We start from the raw sequence: 21,436 nt of genomic DNA on the forward strand, positions 1-21,436 counted from the left end.
AGGAAGTGCGAGGCTTAGCTTTGTGGTCCGCGTTATAACACTTATATAAAAGAATATAGTGAGTATCCTCGCCACATTAAAATGAACGCTATAAAACACATTCAGCCACAAAATTTAATTTCGCAACGCATACAAACAAGAAATCTTACAAACAGAGTACTAGAAAAGTATTGTTTACGAACAATGCATGCTGATTTTTTTCCTTTGGTTTTCCAAGAGTATACCGAAGCTACTGACGATAACAAAGAAGAACACAACACCACAGATATTCATAACATTAATTTTTATCTAAAACACTTTGAGCGAATTTTACAAACAAATTTGCATTTATTCCATAAAACAAACCAAACCAACAAACTTAACAAATCTTTTCAAAATAATGCAAAAGAACACAGCTTTAAACAGCTAAAAAATCAACTACAAAATACTTTGTCTTATAGGTTACCACATAGTTCTTTTTTGGAAAAAACTGGAACCCTCAGAGATAACTCAGTGATACAAGATCTTATGCAAAAAGCGCAGCAGCAGGTACTTGTACAAAAAATATTGACGAATATAACTACTAGGTTAAAGAATGTAGAGAATATTCAACAGTATACTGCGGAGGCATTGTCGAAAGAAAAGTATATAAATGTACATGGGATATTAGATGAACCGTTGTATAAAACTGTTGAGTTAAGTAATTCTGTAAAACAAAATCTGAATGCGCAAAACGCACGATTGACAGAAATGATTTCGCGTTACAGTAATGTAGATAAACCATACACAAGTGAGTATATGAAGCAGAATGACTTGGGGTTTTATCATGATTCTGATAAAAAGATACTATCGAAGTTTGGCGACTTAAAACAAGTTACTTACATGTTTAAGCATTTTAATGCTGAAAAGATAATTCAAAAATTTAATGACACCTCAAACCAAAAAAATTTAAGAATACTAGATAACTTGACTTATAAAGTTTCATCTCCAATGTTTGAATCTGGTGAAGCAAAAAATGCTTATTCTGAGAAACTATTGCGGCATTTCGCACATTTGACAAATGTATCTAGTTTATCTAATGTGCATACACAAAGTAATGTACGAGCTAATCGTTTTGATCAAAAATTTAATCTACCCCAAGTAGTGCATCAGCAACAAAAGAATACTTCTAGTTTAGCAAAAACAGTAAATAATTTTGTGGAACCTGTTGAGGACCACACTAAAAGTTTCGAACCAATAAATAATACGCGTGTTCAAAAAATTATTAGTAAATATACTGATCTTTTTTACTCAAGTGTGAATGCTCCTAGTTCACTCCAAAGAAATTATATTCAGAATCTGACGACTCCATATAACTTAGTTTATGAAGAATCGCATCATGTAGATGCTTCTCCGCAACAAGATAAAACAGTAAAAATGTTACAAGTTTTAAAAAATTTGGAGCGTAAATTCTCGATTGGTACGCAAGATAAAACAATTTCTACGCAGGAAAACAAAGTAGTGGAAACGCTGCAGGCTCTAAATAATTTAGTTCATGAAAATTTGTATTCTACAGAAAATAATAAAACAATTTCTAAGCAGGAAAACAAAATAACGGAAATGCTACAGGTTCTAAATAATTTAGTTCATCAAAATCCACGTTCTGTAGAAAATAATAAAACAATTTCTAAGCAGGAAAACAAAACAGCAGAGATGTTACAAGTTCTAACTAATTTAGTTCATCAAAGTCCACGTTCTGTAAAAGGTAAGGTGCTTTCTGTAGGGAATAACAAGACAATTTTTGGTGGAAAAAACAAGACGGTAGAGATGTTACAGGTCCTAAATAATTTAGTTCATCAAAATCCACATTCTGTAGAAAATAAGACAATAATTTCTAAACAAGAAAACAAAACAGCAGAGATGTTACAGGTTCTAAATAATTTAGCTCATCAAAATCCAAGCTTTATAGAAAACAAGGCAATTTCTGTAGAAAATAACAAAACAATTTTTGGTGGGAAAAACAAAACGGTAGAGATGTTTCAGGTTCTAAATAATTTAGCTCATCAAAATCCACGCTTTATAGAAAACAAGGCAATTTCTGTAGAAAATAACAAAACAATTTTTGGTGGGAAAAACAAAACGGTAGAGATGTTTCAGATTCTAAATAATTTAGTTCATCAAAATCCACGCTTTATAGAAAACAAGGCAATTTCTGTAGAAAATAACAAAACAATTTTTGGTGGGAAAAACAAAACGGTAGAGATGTTTCAGGTTCTAAATAATTTAGTTCATCAAAATCCACGCTTTGTAGAGAACAAGGCAATTTCTGTAGAAAATAACAAAATAATTTTTGGTGGGAAAAACAAAACGGCAGAGATGTTACAGGTTCTAAATAATTTAGTTCATCAAAATCCACGTTCTGTAGAAAATAAGACAATGATTTCTAAGCAGGAAAACAAAACAGTGGAGATGTTACAGATTCTAAACAGTTTAGCTCGTGAAAATCCACATTCTGTAGAAAATAAAACAATAATTTCTAAGCAAGAAAACAAAACGGTGGAGATGTTTCAAATTCTAAATAATTTAGTTCGTAAAAATCCACGTTCTGCGGAAAATAAGACAATTTTTGGCCAAGAAAACAAAACGGTGGAGATGTTACAGGTTTTGAGTAATTTAGTTCATCAAGATTCACATTCTGTAGAAAACAGCGAAGCTGCTTTAAATAAACAAGGTAAAATCACAAAGGTATTGCAAACGTTAAATAACTTAAAAATTAAGGTTGTGAGCAATACACAAGATAAAACAAATGTTTCTATAGGTAAAAACACACGCACTTCGGAGATATTGCAAAAGTTGTTAAAAGGTGACGTGTATAAATCAAATAAAACGTTGCTAAGTAATTTTCAATACATTAAAAACATTGGTGTCGAAAGTTCGCATCTCGCTATTCCGCAAAGTAAGATTCAGCAAATGCTGCCTGTTATAAATCAGTTGATAAAATCATATAGTACGAATAAAAATATAGCTAATTACTTTTTAAATACGCAACAGCCAGTAAATGAACTTACATATAAAGTATTAACTACAGATAATGATGTTGGGAAGATTCAGAATTCCAATAGTCGAGAAAAAGCATTTGAAAAACTTATGGTAAAAAGTTCTTGGAATACAGTGGATGGTATAAACAGCGGAGAAAAAAAATTGAATTCAAAGATGTTGCAAAGAGTTGCGAACTTACAAAACCAAGTTTGTAATAAGTTTTCGCTGTTATATGACCAGTATTTTTTTACAGAGCAAAATCCTTTGTCTCATCGTGTGTATACAAATCGTATTCAACATTTAGATAATAACTACCAACAATTTTCTAAAAAACATTTACAATATAGTAAAAAACCTACTCAGAAACATGTTGCTATTCATCGAGAAGTTCTACCTTTGAAATATAAAGAAATTCAAAAACAACAAGCTGCTGTAGAAGAAAAACAAAAGCATAAAAAACAAAAAACAACACACATTCACATTACAGATAATAAAATTCAAAACATTGCAGCACGCGTATACAAAATGCTAGAAAAGAAAATGGCCATAGAGAAAAATAGAAGAGGAATTTTTTAATGGGCTTAAATCCTTTTTTTCCGTCGGAAAAAGATTATCGCGCTACAAATAGTGAGCGCGCATTTATTAAAAATGAAGATACAGGCGATACGTTTACAGTGATGTTTAATCCCACAGAATATAGTTATAAACTAAGTGCAGATGATAGTTCAAAAGATACAGAACTTGATGTGTTAACTGTGAGCGATGGCAAGGTATCAAGTGAAAAAGACTCTGTTGATCTCCCGTTTCATGTAACAGCTATTAGCGATCTTAGCATTGATTTATTTTATCATGCTTATGAATCGAGTGTTGATATTCGCGCTGATATTCAGGATATTCAAGATTTGACATTACCTAGTGAGTCTAGTGGTAGTATACGTCGTCGACCAGAGTGTTCTTTTAACTGGGGAGAATTTTATTATCTTGGGTATATTACTGAAGCAGACGCTAAGTATACAATGTTTTCTAGTGAAGGAAAACCTCTGAGAGCTGAATTGGGAGTTACTTTTCAAGCAATTATACCAGAAGCAGACAAAAATAAATATTTTGGGTATGAAGGGTGTCGTAAAACCTGGACTGTTAAAGGTAGCGATCGTTTAGATTTGATTGCGAATGAAATTTATCAAGATGCCAAGATGTGGTTATTTATTGCAAAAGAAAATGGTATTGATAATCCAATTAAGTTTCCAACACCAAATGACATTGGTCGGCAGTTAATTTTACCAGATTTACCCACGTAGGGATTGAAAATATGGCAAAACCAATAGCAAAAATCTTAATTGATAATTCTGATGTTGCAGAGTGTGCAATGGAGAATATTATCGAAGTTGTTGTAGAAGAGCAAATCAACCTCCCAACAATGTTCTATTTTTTGATTTCGATTGTTGATGAAAAAAATGGTCCTTGGCAAAATGTAGATCTTTCTAAATTTACTCCTGGTAAAGCTGTTACTATATCTATGGGACTTGACCAAGAGCAGGAACTTTTCAAAGGTGAAATTACCGCTGTAGATATATCGTTTTCATCTATACCTCACATTGAGGTACGTGGTTTTGATCGTTTACATCGTTTGCAATTTGGTCGTAAAAATCGTTCGTTTGTCGAACAAAAAGATAGTCAAATAGTTTCAACGATCGCTAGTGAAGATGGACTTTCTGCTACTGCAGATACAACTACGGCAGTATACCCATGTTTATTTCAGTTTAACCAAACAAATTATCATTTTCTTTTAGAAAGAGCACGACGTATTGGTTTTGAACTTATGGCTGACGATAAAAAATTACTGTTTCGTAAATCTCAAGAAGATAAGTCTCCACAAAGTGGATTTAGTTTTCATTTTGGAAAAGATATTTTTGATTTTAACGTACGCCTACGTACGGTAAGACAAGGTGGTGAAGTTGAAGCGCGCGGCTGGGATATGAAACAAAAGACAGAAATTGTGGGGAGTGGGGGGGCAGGAGATGAGATTAGTAAAATGGGAGGAAGCCAAACAGGCCATGCCTTTTCTTCTGCTGCTTTTACAGCTTCTCAAAATACCATTATCAATGAAAATTTTATTGATAAAAGTGATGCTGATACTCGCGCTGCTGCTTTCTATAATGAGACACTACAAAACTTTATTACAGGTGAAGGAACATATTCAGGCGGCGAACAAATTCGTATGGGAACTACTATTGAAGTTACAAATATTGGTGATAAATTTAGTGGAAATTACTATGTAACATCCACAACCCATATTTTGAATAAGAGAGAATACACCACTAAATTTAAAGTAAGAAAGACAGGAATATGAGTTTTGTTGATATGTTTTATCAAAGCGAACATCAATCACGAATAACAGGTGTCTTTATTGGTATTGTAACAAATAATCAAGATCCTGATAAATTAGGACGAGTAAAAATTAAATTTCCGAAGATTAGCGATGATAATGAAACTGATTGGGTTCGTATTGCAACGCTTTTTACTGGCACAGAATTCGGATCTTTTTTTCTTCCAAGTGTGGATGATGAGGTATTAGTAGCATTTGAAAATGGAGATATCAATACTCCATTTGTTATCGGTTCTTTGTGGAATGGAACAGAAACTCCTCCTGAAACAAACGAAGATGGAGAGAATAACATTGCTGTGATTAAGTCTCGTAGTGGACATTATATACAATTTGATGACACTGATGGAGCAGAAAAAATTACGATTATGGATAGCGCGGTTAAAAATTCGATTGTCATAGACTCCGCAGAAAATACCATTACAATAGTTAGCGATGCCGATATAACTGTTACTGCCGATAATGGAGCTATTTCTCTTTCAGCTGACACCGTTACTATCAAAGGAAAGAGTAGCGTCTCAATAGAATCTGGAGGGGGCTTGGACGTAAAGGCCTCGGGAGCAGCAAATGTCGAAGGTTCCACAGTCAACTTAAATTAGGATATATACATGCGATTTATCTACTTTGTGTTAGTACAACAAAATGTGTTTAGGAGGTTAGAAATTGCCTGATGAACATGATTTTTTAGGAAAAGGTTGGACATACCCTATGAGCGAACGCACCAGTAGATCTGGTGCTGGTGGAGATGATAGTATTGCCCAAGCTATTGTAATTATTATCCGTACAATGAAGGGGGAGCGAGTGATGCGCCCATCTTTTGGTTGCGATATACATAAAGTAATTTTTGAGTTACAAAATTCTACGACATACCATACTGCAGAACGCTATGTTCGCGAAGCGTTAGAGGAATGGGAACCTCGTATTACTGACTTAGAAGTAAAAGCGGCTCCGGATCCTGATGTCTCAGGAAGAATAAATATTAGCATCAACTATACTGTTGTAGCTACAAATACGCAGAAAAATTTAGTATACCCTTTTTATATTACTGGTTAAAACATGGACTCATTGGTAGAACAAGCAAAGATAAAATTGCAAGAGCTGCATGAAGAGTGGGATGCAGGGCAAAAAATGTTGGCACAAATAGAAACCAAACAACGAGATTTAGAGCAAAAACGCAAAGAATTAGAGCAGACAATGTTGCGTATTAGTGGTGCTATTCAAGTATTAGAAGAAATTTTACCCGACGCAGAGGAGCAGTAATGCATTTTCATCTCGATCATAGAACTGCGGAAGATATTTTCAAACATACAGTTGAGTTGGCAAGAGAATATTGCCCCGAGTGGACAAAGGATTGGCCAGAAAATATTAAAGATATCGACACTGGTGATTTTCGGGTTGTTGTGTTGAAATTATTTTCTGAGTTGTCAGAAACTATTATTCAGCAATTAAATTTAGTGCCTTACAAATATCTAGTAGCGTTTCTTGATTTGATGGGAGTTTCTCCATTACCTGCCGAACCGGCAACAGTACCTTTATCTTTTAAAATTGCTGAAGGTGCAAAAAGTGCTTATGTGCCATTTCGTACGCAAGTGGCTTCTTCTGAGAATGGCAATGTTGTTTTTGAAACACAGCAGGGGTTATCAGTGTTTCGCACACCATTAACTAAAATTGTTTCTTTGAATTCTTGGTATGGAATGTTTACAGAGCACTCTCTTGAATTAGAACAACAACAAAAAGGTTTTTATATTTTTGGTAAAGATGATAAAGAAAAATTTATTCCTCATCTTCTCTATTTAGGAGATCCGTTGTTATTTGCAAGCGAAAAGCCTGTGAATATGACCGTTCGAATTACTGGAGCAGCAAAAAATTTTAAAGATTATTTTTCGATTTGGAAAGATAGTACAGGAAATATCTACGAGCCAGAGACTTCCTTAAAAGAAAATGAATATAAGGTGGTTTTCAAAGATATAGGCCCATTAGAAAAATCAGTTGTAAATGGTGAAGAAAATTATTGGCTTTCTGTAGCACCTGATTTTTCAGAGGTAAAGATTATCGAAGAAGATTATTCTGTCTTACCTAGTATTGACAGTATTAGTGCTGATTTACAAATCAAAAATTTGATCCCTGAATTAGCAATAGCTAACGACAGTCCTGTTGAAATAGAAAAAGGATTTTTTCCTTTTGGAGAGACGCCAAAGAAATTAGATGCGTGTTATCTTTGTTCTAGTAATTTTGCAAAGGTGGGTTCGCAAATCACTTTGAATATTAAGCTCCAAGAGGATTTACATCATATTAATCCTGTTGATTATATTGTAACAGATAAAGATCTCAAAGATTTGTTTTTATTGAAAAAACGACTAGTAAATAACAGTAAGATATCCCAATACTTACAAACAAGGTTTCCTTCTGAATTACAAGTTGAGATAGAAAAAAATGAGGAACCTGAAGTTTTGAAGGAAAAGATTTTAGAAGCTTTAAACACTATAATAAATGGCGAACTGTTATATGATGCTAAGGCTTTTAAGGGCATCTCTCTAAGCGAACAAGCACGTTACTCTATATATAATGGTAATCTTGCAGGAAAAGAGTTACAGCGAGTAAATCGTATTTTGTTGGAAAATGTTTTTCCTACGGAGATTCAACACCATTTAGAGTTATCTCTCATTTGGGAATATTGGAATGGCGAAAAATGGCTAAATTTTGAACAAGAGAAAAAAGACTTAGACTTAGATTTAGATGAAGATCAAAAAGAGGCTCGAGAATTTGAAGATGAGTTTCTATTTGTTGATAAAACACCAAAGAATGCTCCAGATTTAGAACTTAAAGACAATACCCGAGGACTAACGCGTAGCGGAAGTATTACTTTTATCTGCCCTGAAATAAAAGCTGTTGAAATTAGTGGTATCAAAAATTTTTGGATTCGTATACGTATTGCTAAAGGAACATATGGTCTCGTCGGTGGTTATGTAAAAACGCGAGATATTTTTGAAATATTAGATGGTTGGGATGAAATTGCTAATATCTTGGTAAAAGAGGGAATTATTGGTGGATCGCGTTATCAAGCACCCGAATACACGCCGCCTTTTATTGAAAATATGACTCTTGATATATTGTATCGTGAAAAAAGTTTTGCGACCATTAAAAACTATAGCAATTTTGAATATTCTACGTGCGATCAAAGTAAGTCTTTTCGCCCGTATATGCCTGTTGTAGAAGAAAATCCATCTTTATACTTGGGCTTCAATGAAGACATTGCAGGGATTCCTTATGCTTTATATTTTGCGTTGCGTGAGATATATAATGATAAAGATATACGTACATTAGCGAAGGATTTGCGAAATAAAAAGCAAGTGGCAAGCGCGACTGTGAGTTGGAAATACTACGATGGAGAAAATTGGAGACTACTAGAAGTAGAACACGGAGATAGTTTTTTTGGTAGCGGTGAAATTACTAAGTTCTACGTTCCTCAAAATATTAAGAAATCTAATAAATTTGGTCAAAATTTACTATGGATAAAGATAGAAGTGGAAGGGAATAAAGTAAACAGTCCTTATATAAAGGGGATACACTTTAATTCTGTTTGGGCAAAAAACAGCGTCACAATTGCAAATGAAGTTCTTGGCTCAAGCAATGATGAACCTAGCTTACAGTTTCAACTTACACATACACCTATATTAAAAAAACAACAAATTGTCGTTCGCGAATCAAAACTTGTCCCTAAAGAAGAACAAGAATTATTGTTTACTGAAGAAGGAAAAGATGCTATCTTTACCGAAAATGAAGAAACGTGGGTACGTTGGCATGAGGTACGCGATTTTTCGGGGTCAAATTCTTTTAGCCGCCATTACACCTTAAATCGCCAAAATGGAATTGTTGTTTTTGGTGATGGAATCAATGGTATGGTTCCTTGTAAAGGAACCGATAATATTATTGCTAAAATTTATAATAGCGGTGGAGGAAAGAATGGAAATGTTTCAATAAATACTGTGACATCTTTAACAACAAACATCCCAAGTATTGATAGTGTAAATAATTATGCTGTTGCTTCTGGAGGTAACGATCAAGAACGTTTAGATGATGCTGTGAGACGTGGTCCGCAAACTATTAAAAGTAAGGATCGTGTTGTCACGAAGGAGGACTATGAGTGGTTAGCGCAAATGGCTTCCCAAGAAGTAGCGAGAGCAAAATACATAGAAAGTAGTCGCGGTGAAGTAATTATTGCCATTGTTCCTAGTGATGAAAGTGAGATTCGTCCTAAAAAAGCTCTACTCGATACTGTAGCAAAGTATTTACAAAGACGTGCTCTGATTTCAATCACTAAGGGAATTCGTGTTATTGGTCCGCAATACCAAAAAGTGAATGTTACTACAGAAATTACCACGGTTTCTATTACAGAAATTACTCAAATAGAAGAAAATGCTTTGCGCTTGCTCAGTAGTTTTTTACATCCTATTAAAGGCGGAAATGATAAGCAAGGTTGGGAGTTTGGTTCGCGTATTTTACTCGTTGATATTGTAAAAATACTCAATAGTATAGATCAAGTGGTATCGATAAAGAAAATTACTTTAGAAAAACTGCGAGAAAATCGAGTTATTGAAAGTGCTTACGGTACCAATCAAGGGTGGATAACACTCGAAGCAAATTCTTTGCCTGTTGTGGGAAATATAAAAATAACCGTTACTACAGAATAATGGAAGATAAAACATGTCATTGCCTGTTCCGAATTTGCATAAAAAAAATTACGATGCATTGCGTGAAGAAATGCTTTCTTCGATAAAAAAATACAACAGTGAATGGACAAATTATAACCCTTCTGATCCAGGAATTACAGTAATAGAACTTTTAAGTTGGTTGGGAGAACACCTACTTTATCGCATAGATCATTTACCTAAAAAAGCGTATCTCAATTTTTTACGTTTAGTCGCTGGAGCGACTGGTGACCAAATTGATGATGTGCTTTCGCAGAAAGACTTAGATCCAGAATATAAAGATCTTCTTGAATTTTTACGTACTTTAGAGGATTATTTTTTATTTAGTATTGTAGAAAACGTTGAAGAGATTATGAAATACTTATTGGAAGCTGATTTGAACGAAACGATACGCAAGGCTTTTAGTACGCAAGGTTTTGAATTATCACAGTACGCAGAGGCTCAAATCACTGGTGATAATGAGTGGACAATAAAAGACAAAGATCAATACTTAATTCGTTATGAAAATTTACGGTTAGATATTTTTAAAAAAGGTAAAGTTGTTGATACAAAAAAAATTCGTTTAGCAATCTCGCACTTTGCCAACTCGCGTTATCGTGCAGTGACGAAAGAAGATTTTGAGTATCATGCGATTAAATCAACAGAAAATCGTTCTTTGAGTAAGGTAAGAAGAGCGATCGTTAATGAACGCAAAGATCTTGGTAAGATCGAAGTTATTGTAATTTCCGATGAAGAAAGCGCATACGAAGATTTATTACCGGTGGTAGACAAGTATTTAAGTGAACGCAAACTACTAGGAACTTGGTTGGAAGTAAAGCGTGCAGATTATACCTCTGTAAATATTGTTGCTAAAATAATGATACCTTTTCACGTTCCTGAAAAAGATGTTGTTGAGAGTGTGAAGCAAAAAATAACAGCATATTTAGATCCAATATCGGGTTTTAAAGATAGTCGCGGGTGGCCATATAAGAAACCTTTAAATATTTACGAATTAACAGAAATTATTTCTGGAGAGGAGTATGTTACAGGTATTCATCATATTTATATTGATGATTCTTTAATAGAAAAGCGAGTAAGAGGTTTAATTAAACTTGAAAAAATGGATATTCAAGTGGTGTATATAGGAGATAATTGATGAAAAAAAAATATCCTAAAACGGAAAGCTCCTATCTTCATTTTTTACCACGAATTTATCGCGAAACACCAGATAAAGATCTTCCACCATTTTTTGACTCATATTTGAAAATATTTGAAAGAATTTGGGGAGAAGTTAAAGATGATCGTCTTTTTGATTATGTATTTTCCATTCCGCTTAACAAGCGCAAGCATATTAAAGATGGTGAAATCAGTGAAGAGCTAAATAAAAGATTTAAAAACGCAGGCCATGACTTGTCGCGCAATGCACGTATAGAGACATTAGTTTCCAAAAAGAAATGGCGCCTTCACGATCATGATCATACATATTTAATTTGTCGTGAAGAAGATAAATTTGATGTTTCTTTATCTGGTCGTAAAGGTATTGAAGAACTTCTTGATGTTATTGCCGATTTTTTTCATCCGCGTTTTTCATTTCTGTTTTCAAAAATAGAGACGGAATTTATACCTGATTTAGATAACAGAGATTTACAAACACTTAATAAATATTTCACTCCTAATAAATTTTTTGACGATTGGTTAGAAGATTTTTTATTTTGGTTTGCGGGAGCGATGTCTCTAACTTTAAGAAAACAGTGGTCTGTTCACAAGAAGCGACAAGTTATAGCTGAAATTATACCTTTGTATCGTATGCGAGGCACAAAAATTGGTTTAGAAAAGTATTTATCTATTTATATAGGTGAAAAAATTAGCATTACTGAATCTATAAAGCCAATGTATTTAGGTGACAATACTTTTGTCGAAGGTGCATTTACTTTAGAAGGGTCTCCTTATTTTTTTGATGTGCATGTTACTTTGAAACGAATGCCAGTCGCTGAACTTCGCATGACGATTAAATCTCTTATTGAAATTATTGAAACAGAAAAACCTGCTCATACAAATTATAAATTACATATAGATATGCCAACGATTGATCTCGAGAATCACAGTCGTCTTGGCGAAGATACTATTCTTGGAAAATAAATTTACTTGATTAGGGCATATCAATATGCCCCATTAATGCAAAGGAACAACAATGTCACCAACAAGAGTTAATTTCTTTAAAGGTCAACTGTTAAGAGTAAAAGATTTTAAAGATGAGCAACAGTATCATATGGAAATGATGCGTTTGCATAATAAATACTTGCATACCTGGGGAATTATAAACGGTTTGAAGGTGAATGCAGTTCGTCAGGCAATTACTATTGAAGCTGGTAATGCTATTTCAGCAAACGGTGATTTGATATCTCTCCGAAAAACTTTAAATATCGAAGATAATGAATTTCCTTCTGATAAGTTTCATGTTGTTATTATGTACAGTGAAAAAGAGAATGAGCCAGTGGAAGAGGCTGGGATTAAAGGGTTTAGTCGTATTGTTGAAGCAGGGAAAGTGGATCTAGTTGCTTCTCCTGATCGTACAAATCACGTAGTTCTTGGTAAGGTTATTGTGAAGTCTGGTGATATAAAGATAGATACATCAGGACGTCGCAGCAGTGGACTTGCTGTTACTTCCGAAACGGGCAAAATATTAAGTATATCGGGTAAATTATACGAGAATGATGAAAGCGGAATTTTCTTTGATGCGCCTTGGGCTGAATTTGACGGACGACTTATCACAAAAAATCTCAAAGTAACAGGAACAGCTATTTTTGGTAATGATGAAAAAGATCAAGCGATTTTTAATAGTGCTATTTATCCGCGAGTGAAATCGAATAAGCCACTGCCAAATAATCGTTACCCAGGACGGAAACTACAAATAGCAGGGGATGTTGAATTTCAAGAAATACTTTCAACTCCTGATGGGATGATTGTTTCTGCAGGGAAAGACATTTCTTTAATATCAAATAGTGGCGTATACATTAAAACAGATAATCCAAATGATAACAATCTTGGTGGTCATTTAATTGTCGAAAAAGATTTAAGAGTTTTAGGTAAACTGAATGCAAAAACCAAGCAATTTGTCATCGATCACCCTACAGATAATGAAAAAGATTTACAACATTCGACGTTAGAGGGACCTGAGATTGGTGTTTACTATCGTGGTGAGTCTCAATTGATTAATGGTGAAAAGGCGATTGTTTTACCTGATTACTTTGAAGCTTTAACACATATTGAAAATCGTACGGTACTCATTACAGCAAAATGTGATGGTCAAAATATATCGGCTTTGGCAGCATCTGCTGTTCGCGACGGGAAGTTTACAGTGAAGGCCATAGATGGGCGCAACAAAGAACAGAGTTTTTATTGGGAAGTAAAAGCAATTCGTTCTGATGTTTCACCTTTGCAAGTTGAAGTGTCTAAGGTGGTAACAGATGTTTATCAAAGTAAGTAGTTTTGAGTAAAAGATATCAATGAGTACAAATTCTGAATGCGATTACATTTCTTATAATATTGGACTTCTGCAGATAAAAATATCACTGCTACAATATAGCGATTTAACAATCGAAACTCATAAGATACATTTAAATAAAGTGGTGTAGGAGGTCTTGTACCGCCTGTAGTTCAAATACGAAGTAAATAACGTTTGTCATTGTTTGTATTTGTTAGTACTCATTTTAGATGCGTTTTACAATTGTTTGCGAAGGCCGGGCGGCACAAGACCGCCCCTACATCGCGCCTCTAGAAATAAAATCTATTCTACAAGTTCTTTTGTTATGGGCTCACGTTGTCCGGCAATTACTAGAATGAGCTGTGTTACTCTTCAATTGGTTGCCCTGAAATTGTTTGGGTATTTTCAAATACTTCTTCAAAGCTCGCATCTACGAGAATCGATGCTGTAAAGCCTTCTATTAAGAGATACTCGGCGCCATCGTAATTAACTTTGCCATCGTTTGTTGAAATAATATAGGCGGCGTCTTGGTCGTTAAAAATTAGTGCGGACCCTTTTTTAAAGCTCACTGCAAGAATGTCTTCATCGACGATGATTATAACTCCTGGAGTTTGTTCTTCTATAATAACTTCTGCTACGTCTTTTTGAGCATTAGGAGTGATTTGTCCATTTTTAACAATAGAATCGTTGTCTTCTATTTTACGCATTTCTACATCTTCTGAAATATAAACCTGTAGAGATTTTAAATTTTCTTCTGATAAATTAAATTTGTCTATTAATTCTTTATTAAGCACTAGAAGATTAGAAGAACAACCAACTATAAAAAATATAACCACAAAAATAAAGTACTTCATAAGAACTCCAAAGAACGGAAATGTGATGAAAAATATCATAATATGTATATCTATTCTACTAGTATGCTCTTGTAAATCAACACAGGAACCGCAAAAAAAACCTGTAAAGAAAGATAAGTCATTTAGTTTTGCAAGGTGCGAACGTATACATAATGAAATCAAAGTACGTTTAACTCTAGCAGTAAATCATTTAGGAATCAATGATTCTTTTGTTACTTTTGCTCCACATTTAAAGAAATATTTACAAGAAAGCTTTGTTGATTTTTTGCAAAAAAATAAACACCAAAATCAGCAAATAACTGTTGAAGTACTTCGCAATTATCTCTCATATCTCGATGGATTTTTATCACGAGCATTAACTCTTGAGCAGAGAATGAAAATATATAGTGAATTGTCGCAAACATTCTCAATGATAGAGTATACGCGTTTGTGGTATGAAGACGAACTATATAAACCGTATCAAATACAATCTTTTCTTTGTTTTGCTGAAGGACTAGTGGTGGCTTTACATCGTTATGAGTTAGTTGACAGTGAACTGGAAGATTTAAAATTTTTAGAAAAGCCACAACAAATAGATATGCGTAATTATATAACTTCAAAAACTAATCGTTATGAGAATCCAGTTAAAGAAGTTACCCCTGAGAGAAGTGACCAAAAAAATGAAGAAAAGAAAATAGATGATACCGAATCTAAAAGTCTAGATTTGGAAAAGAAAGAAACCAATAATTTAGATAATGACTGGAAGCCTATTCCAGAAGAACCGGAAATGGTACCTTATAAAGAAACTGAAACGGTACCTTACGAAGAAACAGTTACTTCAGAATTTAAAGAAGAAAATGGTGTTATTGACCTAAGTAAATGATGCTCTAATTTAAAAATGAGGAATAGAGATGAAATATATATTATTCATTAGTTTTCTTTTGCTGGTTGGTTGTTTCTCTAATGAAATAAATGACGAACCTAAGCCACAAGAAGTAGTAAGCGATGAAAACGACGCTGAAAAATGTAGTTTTATAGATAATAAAACTCGAGTGAAACTAGTTTTGTTGATAAGAAAGATGGCGCTAAATGAACAATTCCAAATATTTGCAGCAGATATAATAAAATACGCACAACGTCACTATATGTTAGATTTGCATGCTAACCAAATTGTAAATCGCTACATTAATGTCGATACGATGAAAAAACACTTGGCATATATTGACAAAATTGCTTCAGAAACTCTTACTAAAAAAGAGCGTAAAGAATTGTATCGTGGAATGGCTGAAATATTGCCTGTGATAGGTTACGAGACGCCTGTAGATGACCAAGAATTATTTGAACTACCTGTTGTGCATAGTTTGATGTGTTATAGTGTTGGAGTACTGGGTGTTTTAAAGAAGTATGAAGATAGCGTTGCGACAGATGAGCAAAGAAAATTAGTTGCAGAGAATCAAAAAATATACCAACAAAAACCAGCTGTTTTGATTGATATGGACACTTTTTTTGGTATTGTTGAAGGTGAAGAAAACCTTTCTTCGAAAACCGCTGCTTCAGAAAATTCTCGACAAAAAAATGTTTTGCCAACAAAAAAACAAAACAGTGCACGGCACTTTACGTTAATAAATCCACAAGAAAAAGCAATTGCACCAGGCAAAGCTGCAGAAAATCAAGCGTCGACTTCAGAGGATAGTGGATCGGCTGCTCCAGGAGTACTTAAAGAAGTTACCGATCCTGCAGCGAACCAAGTAAAAGAAAAAGTGAAAGATACAATAACCAAGGAAGTTCAAGAAGTTTTAGAGAAAATCGAATAGAGGGCTCATGAGATACTTTATTTTAAGTTTAGGATGTTGTTTATGCTTGGGGTGCTCAGGACAGATTCCATTTACTAATGGTATAGTTGAAACTTACCAATTGACTGAAAAAGAAGTAGAAGGTCTTCAATTTTATACAGAAGGCGATGACATTATTTTACAGCGCGAGGTCAAGAAAGTAAATCGCGATGTTGGGAGTTCTTTAGAAGAAGAGTCAGGTAGTCATATCGATGAAATTATTGTCGAAGAAGGAACCCCCGGAATTATTTGTTATCTTTCCTCCGATCATATTGGGGTGAGTTTTGAAAAAAAGTTTTGTTTGGTTTTTGCGAAAATTCAAGATGGCCGTTATGGTTTAGGTTACGTTGATGGCTTTGTGAATTATTACAATTTAGAAACGGGAAAGACTTTTCAATTTCGGAGAGTGCACCCATATGAATTTACATTTATTGTAATTGATGAAAGTGTTTTAGAACGTTTCGAAAAATTAAGAAAATATCTTCCTGGGCGTACAGTTGAATAGGGGCCTTTATGAGAATTATTGTTGTTTTTGTAGTACTTTTTGCTACCCAAAATCTTATATCTCAAGATTTTGAAATTGATATTTTTAAAAAATCAGAACTGATTTTATTTGTAAAAAAAGAAGTTAAAGTGACTGTTGAAGGAGATAGCGTTCCTGGTATAGATGCATTGTATGCTGATTCCGGTGAAACAAGTTTAAAAGATTATTTTAGCTTGAGTAGTATTCTAGAAGAACAAGAGAGTAATATTGAAAATGTGCTTGATAAATTTAGTGTAGAAAAAAAAAGTTTTAAACAGAAAAAAAAGACTCTAAAAAACTTTCCTCAGTACTTAAAAGAATTGAAAAAAATACTCAAAAGCGTGGAAAAAAAAATCAAAAATGAAATTAAAAAGAGAGGAAAATTAGGGAAAGTTTTTGATGCTGACGATAATAGTTGGGATATTAAGAGCATCAAATATCCTGAGTTTCGCTATGATTATATAATAGAGGATCAAAAGAAGTCATTAGAAAGTTTAGAGAAAGAAGTTAAAGAAGAACAAGAAGAGATTGATGAAAAAAGGCGTAGTAAGGAACTACAAGAGAATTTCAAAAAAGATATTTTACCCAAGCTAGAAGAAATATTAAAAGAAATGAAAGAGAATATTGATGATAGTCTTGAGGATGATGAAGCTATTGATAAACTTGAAAAACTTTACGAAAATCTAGAAAAATTTCTTGCTACAGATCTAAAAACGCGTTTGCGTGATAAAACGTTATATGAAGGTTTACAGGAAAAAATAAAAGAAGAATTGTCCGAAATGAGATCTTTCAAAAGTTTGGTTGAAGATGTTATTGATAGTATAGATGATCTTGTTGGCATTGCAACAAAAGAAAGTGGTTTTCGATTACATCCTAAAGATGAAGAGAAATTTGATAGTTTAAAAACTGGGTTAAAGCGCGAAGTAAAAGACTATAAAAACATGACAAAGAAAACCAAAGGTGTTAATAAATTTTTTACTAATGATAAAGCTTTTAAACGTTTGTATAAAGAACTTAAAAATAAAAAGGAAATAAAAAAATTCCTGAAAAGTATAAAAAAAGCCAAAAAAGAAATTGCAAAAATTGAAATTGAATCTCTGATAAAAAAATTGCAAAAAGTAATAAAAAGTGTTTCGTTTATACCTCGCGAAAAAAGGAGACACTCGTAAAACGGAAATGTTTTGAAGGTGTTTTACGAAAGCCGGGCGGTACAAGACCGCCCTACATTGCGCAACATTAAAGATATCTTATGTGAATAGGCATGTAGTTCTTGTTCGCAGTTTACTTGTTGTTAATGTCGAAAATAATGTTATCAATGTTCGCTTCTTCTTGTGCAGCATTTTCACTTTGAATATCTTGAGCTTTTTCATTAATGTAATCTTGTTTTTGTTGGACTTTGTTCTGTAAATTACTTATCTCTTGTTGCAATTTTTGAATTTCTAATTTCTGCATTTGAATTTCAAGCCCATCTTCTTCAAGTTGGTCGCGAATTGCATTTGCTTTACGAAATTGTTCTTGTTTGTTTAATAGTATAGTATTTACATAGTCTACTTTTTGGACGAGATTATTATGTCTTTGAGTAAGCTGTTTGTAAAGAAGTTGCCCTGATTCTTTACTAATCTTGGTGTTACCTAATAGGAACGAATCCTCATCGGTTTTTAGTTCTTGCAATTTTACTTCTAAAACACTAATAGCGTTTTTGCATTGGCTTTTTTTACTTTCCAACTTTTGTTTTTGTGCGCTTAATTTTGTGATTTCTTTACTGAGATTTTCGTCTTGTTGAAAATTATCTATCTTGTTCATGCTTGTTGTAACTTGATAGTTTTTGTATGCGTCTAGCCCTTTTGTTGCAATAGAAAATACATCAAAAAAAGCACCTATAGCAAAAAGAAAAGTTGTTAGTACTGTATAAATAATACGTTTTTTTGTTTTTTGTTTTATTTTGTTCATACTATATATGGCGAAAGCCATCCTCCTAAACCAATTCTTTTATAAAATATTTCTCAAAATTCGATGGTTTTAGTCTCTGTATTTACAACTAAGTGACTTATTGTAATTATAGCTAAGGGATGTGGTAAAAAATAATCTACCATTTTACACAATCTTTTACCTATCAGAATTGTCATTTTTCACTTACAAAATACTATGCGCATTCAAATGTCTAACTGATGAATAAAATTCCTATGTAAAATTTGGTATATTGTTCTTGGCCACATCCTTAAGATTCCCTATAAAACAGTAGAACTAAGTAATATTGTACCAAATGTACTCTAATAAGTACTTTAAAATTTTAATTTTTTAATATTTGAAGTTGTTCTAGTTTGCTTTATTCATTTTTTCGATCGTTTTATTTACTTTGTTTTTTCTTTCACTATAACGGTCAACTAGAAAATCTGAATGGTCACGGGTTAGGTAAGTAAAACGCATCAGTTCTTCCATTACATCGACGACTCTATCGCGAAAACCGGACTTTTTCATTGTTCCATCATCGTTAAACTCTTGATAAGCCTTCGCTACAGAAGACTGGTTGGGAATCGTAATCATTCTCATCCACCTACCTAATATTCGCATATTATTTACAGCATTAAAGCTTTGCGAACCTCCAGATACTTGCATAACTGCTAGGGTTCTTCCTTGAGTTGGTCTTACAGATCCTAAAGTAAGAGGAATCCAGTCAATTTGTGTTTTCATTAAACCTGTCATATTACCGTGCATTTCAGGTGACGACCAAACTTGTCCTTCTGACCATAAACTTAGATTTCTTAGCTCTTGTACTTTGTGATGATTTACTGAGCGATCATCGTCGTGAGTAGGAAGGCCGTCTGGATCATAAAATTTGACTTCAGCGCCCATATAGTTCAATATTTTTCCTGCTTCTTCTGCAAGTAGTCTTGAATAAGAGCGCTTTCTTAGAGACCCATATAAAATTAGAATTTTAGGTTTACTTGTATTGTTGTTGATTTGAGGTGGGGTAACATTGAAGTTTTCAGAGACTAAGTAGTCCATTTTTTTATTCCTTGTATGACTAGGGCCTGTCATCTCGGCGTAATCGTAGTCGTAATCATAACCGAATAGCTGCGATTTCTTTTCAAGAAATGCTTAAGCAAGTCGCAAAAAGTTTTTAAGAGCACGCAGCTTACCTTTGAGTATCATAGTGGCGTTGAGCCTTCGATTACATAGCTACAGTTATGTGCCTCTCAGGCTGTCCTTGTTCTGACACTCAAATTCTACGCTGACTTGAAACGTGCTCAAACTTTTTGCGACTCACTTAAAATATTTGGTTACAATCAGGGGCACGACTACCGCTACGATTACGATAGTTATATCTAATTGATGACACTCTTTAATACACTGTTATATTCGTTTTATTCAACCCAAATTATTGTTCTTATACAGAATTATTTATGAATCAATGTTCCAGTGTACTAGAGGTCCTACCTATATATCGTTAGTAGTTGACGAAAAGCCCATTTATTTTGTAAGTTAAAATATTTATTAGATTTACATTGTTCTGCTATACGTTGTAATTCTTTTTTCGAAAAGGCTCTACGTAGAGCAAGAAGGCCATCTTCGCGAGTTATCTTACTTAAGTTTAAAATACGCGTTCCTATTTGAAAAAGTATATAAGCTGTACGGCTACGTTTTAGTTCACTAAATATAATGGCTTGTTGTACTTTATGCGAATGTTTATTGATAAAATCAATGAGCTGTTTATTAGAAAAATGATACATGAAGTGGCTGCTTAGAAGAATATCACATTGTGGTACCCTAAAACTATCTTCGAAAATATCGTTAACAACAAATTCTATTTGTGGATATTTGATGGATTTTTGCTGTGCGTAGTTAATGGTTGCAGGGTTACCATCTATTCCTAGGTAATGAAAGTCTACTCCGCGACCGCACAGATGTTTTGCCACCGCTCTCGCTATATCACCACCTCCGCATCCTAAATCTACTATTTTGATGTTTGGAGTTGCTAAATTTGTTATGGCTTTTATGATAGAACGAGTGTTGCCAAAATACTTATTGATGAATTCTAATTCCTGTAGTATTTCGTGAAGTTTGATTCCATCTAGATTCAAGTTATCTAGCTGCTCTTTTGTATTTGTTCTTGTTGATAGAGATTCCATTATTTAATTGCACTATGGTGGTAAGCATCTACATAACGTTTGTTTACCATTTCTAGCATTCTTTCTATCTTTTTTTGTTTGCGTGGTTGATCTTTGTAATGCTCCATTCCTTTATGTAGGATGCTTTTGGCTTGTTTTAGAATCTTTTGTGCCTCACGGTATTTTTTTTGAATATAGAGTTGTTGTCCGCGACTTGAAAGTTGCTGTGCTTTTTCGATATCTGGAGCTGATTTCTCAATACGTTTTCGTGTTTTTTGCGGAGATGAAGAAGCGATGAGTATAATAATAAATAAAACTATGAAAACAGTTGCAGCGATGCCAAAGTAGAGTGATTTATCACTTTTTTGTTGGCGTCTAGTATTTGATTTTCTTTTGGGGGTGTTTTTTGCTGTTATATTTTTCGCTGTTGCTGTGTTTTTTATTGAACGTGTTCTTCTACGACGTGTCATATGAATATCCAAATAAAAATGGGTGAACAAATTATATTGTTCACCCAAATTGTTTAGCTAGACGATCAAATTGTACATTTTTATTTACTAAAAAAATGTAGTTTTATTTAAATAAAA

19 protein-coding genes are annotated in these 21,436 nt (G+C 33.6%); 14 read left to right on the forward strand and 5 right to left on the reverse strand.

Annotated elements, in window-relative coordinates; genetic code table 11:
• Window positions 1-81: 81 nt before the first annotated feature.
• The 10 genes from UABHE_RS15435 to UABHE_RS15480 all read left to right on the forward strand — a co-directional run bounded on the left by UABHE_RS15435 (window position 82) and on the right by UABHE_RS15480 (window position 13,555).
• Entirely contained in the window at window positions 82-3,573 is a 3,492-nt protein-coding gene (locus UABHE_RS15435) for a hypothetical protein (RefSeq protein ID WP_372371232.1), read from the forward strand.
• A complete protein-coding gene (locus UABHE_RS15440) occupies window positions 3,573-4,295 on the forward strand; it encodes a hypothetical protein (RefSeq protein ID WP_372371233.1) in 723 nt (240 codons plus the stop codon). The genes UABHE_RS15435 and UABHE_RS15440 overlap by 1 nt, the downstream gene beginning before the upstream one ends.
• An 11-nt stretch (window positions 4,296-4,306) precedes the next feature.
• Window positions 4,307-5,347 (forward strand): phage late control D family protein, encoded by a 1,041-nt coding sequence (locus UABHE_RS15445; protein WP_372371234.1) that lies wholly within the window; start codon window positions 4,307-4,309, stop codon window positions 5,345-5,347.
• Window positions 5,344-5,979: a phage baseplate assembly protein V gene (locus UABHE_RS15450; RefSeq protein ID WP_372371235.1), complete on the forward strand. Its 636-nt coding sequence runs from the start codon at window positions 5,344-5,346 to the stop codon at window positions 5,977-5,979. Before UABHE_RS15445 ends, UABHE_RS15450 begins: the two co-directional genes overlap by 4 nt.
• Before the next feature lie 64 nt (window positions 5,980-6,043).
• The gene (locus tag UABHE_RS15455; protein WP_372371236.1) at window positions 6,044-6,433 is read left to right on the forward strand and encodes a GPW/gp25 family protein; all 390 of its coding nucleotides are present in this window, start codon (window positions 6,044-6,046) and stop codon (window positions 6,431-6,433) included.
• A gap of 3 nt (window positions 6,434-6,436) precedes the next feature.
• Window positions 6,437-6,640 carry a hypothetical protein gene (locus UABHE_RS15460; RefSeq protein ID WP_372371237.1) on the forward strand — a complete coding sequence of 68 codons (204 nt, stop codon included), beginning with the start codon at window positions 6,437-6,439 and terminating at the stop codon, window positions 6,638-6,640.
• Window positions 6,640-10,071 (forward strand): putative baseplate assembly protein, encoded by a 3,432-nt coding sequence (locus UABHE_RS15465; protein WP_372371238.1) that lies wholly within the window; start codon window positions 6,640-6,642, stop codon window positions 10,069-10,071. The genes UABHE_RS15460 and UABHE_RS15465 overlap by 1 nt, the downstream gene beginning before the upstream one ends.
• A gap of 13 nt (window positions 10,072-10,084) precedes the next feature.
• Window positions 10,085-11,224 carry a baseplate J/gp47 family protein gene (locus tag UABHE_RS15470; protein WP_372371239.1) on the forward strand — a complete coding sequence of 380 codons (1,140 nt, stop codon included), beginning with the start codon at window positions 10,085-10,087 and terminating at the stop codon, window positions 11,222-11,224.
• Window positions 11,224-12,207 (forward strand): phage tail protein, encoded by a 984-nt coding sequence (locus tag UABHE_RS15475; RefSeq protein WP_372371240.1) that lies wholly within the window; start codon window positions 11,224-11,226, stop codon window positions 12,205-12,207. Before UABHE_RS15470 ends, UABHE_RS15475 begins: the two co-directional genes overlap by 1 nt.
• Window positions 12,208-12,259: 52 nt before the next feature.
• A complete protein-coding gene (locus UABHE_RS15480) occupies window positions 12,260-13,555 on the forward strand; it encodes a hypothetical protein (RefSeq protein WP_372371241.1) in 1,296 nt (431 codons plus the stop codon).
• A gap of 362 nt (window positions 13,556-13,917) precedes the next feature.
• Here UABHE_RS15480 and UABHE_RS15485 read toward each other — a convergent pair whose 3' ends face one another.
• Window positions 13,918-14,406 (reverse strand): hypothetical protein, encoded by a 489-nt coding sequence (locus UABHE_RS15485; protein ID WP_372371242.1) that lies wholly within the window; start codon window positions 14,404-14,406, stop codon window positions 13,918-13,920.
• Window positions 14,407-14,431: 25 nt separating this feature from the next.
• On the opposite strand from UABHE_RS15485, the gene UABHE_RS15490 reads away from it, so the two are divergent.
• From UABHE_RS15490 to UABHE_RS15505, 4 genes are read left to right on the forward strand one after another with little or no spacing between them, the layout of a single operon-like run.
• Window positions 14,432-15,268 (forward strand): hypothetical protein, encoded by an 837-nt coding sequence (locus UABHE_RS15490; protein WP_372371243.1) that lies wholly within the window; start codon window positions 14,432-14,434, stop codon window positions 15,266-15,268.
• A gap of 28 nt (window positions 15,269-15,296) precedes the next feature.
• Window positions 15,297-16,199, forward strand: coding sequence for a hypothetical protein (locus UABHE_RS15495; protein WP_372371244.1), 903 nt, complete (start codon window positions 15,297-15,299; stop codon window positions 16,197-16,199).
• Between the two features lie 7 nt (window positions 16,200-16,206).
• Window positions 16,207-16,722: a hypothetical protein gene (locus UABHE_RS15500; protein WP_372371245.1), complete on the forward strand. Its 516-nt coding sequence runs from the start codon at window positions 16,207-16,209 to the stop codon at window positions 16,720-16,722.
• A gap of 8 nt (window positions 16,723-16,730) precedes the next feature.
• A complete protein-coding gene (locus tag UABHE_RS15505; RefSeq protein ID WP_372371246.1) occupies window positions 16,731-17,909 on the forward strand; it encodes a hypothetical protein in 1,179 nt (392 codons plus the stop codon).
• Between the two features lie 112 nt (window positions 17,910-18,021).
• Here UABHE_RS15505 and UABHE_RS15510 read toward each other — a convergent pair whose 3' ends face one another.
• The 4 genes from UABHE_RS15510 to UABHE_RS15525 all read right to left on the reverse strand — a co-directional run bounded on the left by UABHE_RS15510 (window position 18,022) and on the right by UABHE_RS15525 (window position 21,319).
• Entirely contained in the window at window positions 18,022-18,711 is a 690-nt protein-coding gene (locus tag UABHE_RS15510; protein WP_372371247.1) for a hypothetical protein, read from the reverse strand.
• A 345-nt stretch (window positions 18,712-19,056) separates the two neighbouring features.
• On the reverse strand, window positions 19,057-19,746 hold the full coding sequence (arsH, locus tag UABHE_RS15515; protein WP_372371248.1) for an arsenical resistance protein ArsH: 690 nt from the start codon (window positions 19,744-19,746) through the stop codon (window positions 19,057-19,059).
• Between the two features lie 428 nt (window positions 19,747-20,174).
• Entirely contained in the window at window positions 20,175-20,870 is a 696-nt protein-coding gene (locus UABHE_RS15520) for a methyltransferase domain-containing protein (protein WP_372371249.1), read from the reverse strand.
• The gene (locus UABHE_RS15525; protein ID WP_372371250.1) at window positions 20,870-21,319 is read right to left on the reverse strand and encodes a hypothetical protein; all 450 of its coding nucleotides are present in this window, start codon (window positions 21,317-21,319) and stop codon (window positions 20,870-20,872) included. The genes UABHE_RS15520 and UABHE_RS15525 overlap by 1 nt, the downstream gene beginning before the upstream one ends.
• Between the last annotated feature and the right edge of the window lie 117 nt (window positions 21,320-21,436).

Origin of the sequence: Candidatus Uabimicrobium helgolandensis, assembly GCF_041508025.1 — a bacterium.
Classification (GTDB): domain Bacteria; phylum Planctomycetota; class Uabimicrobiia; order Uabimicrobiales; family Uabimicrobiaceae; genus Uabimicrobium; species Uabimicrobium helgolandensis.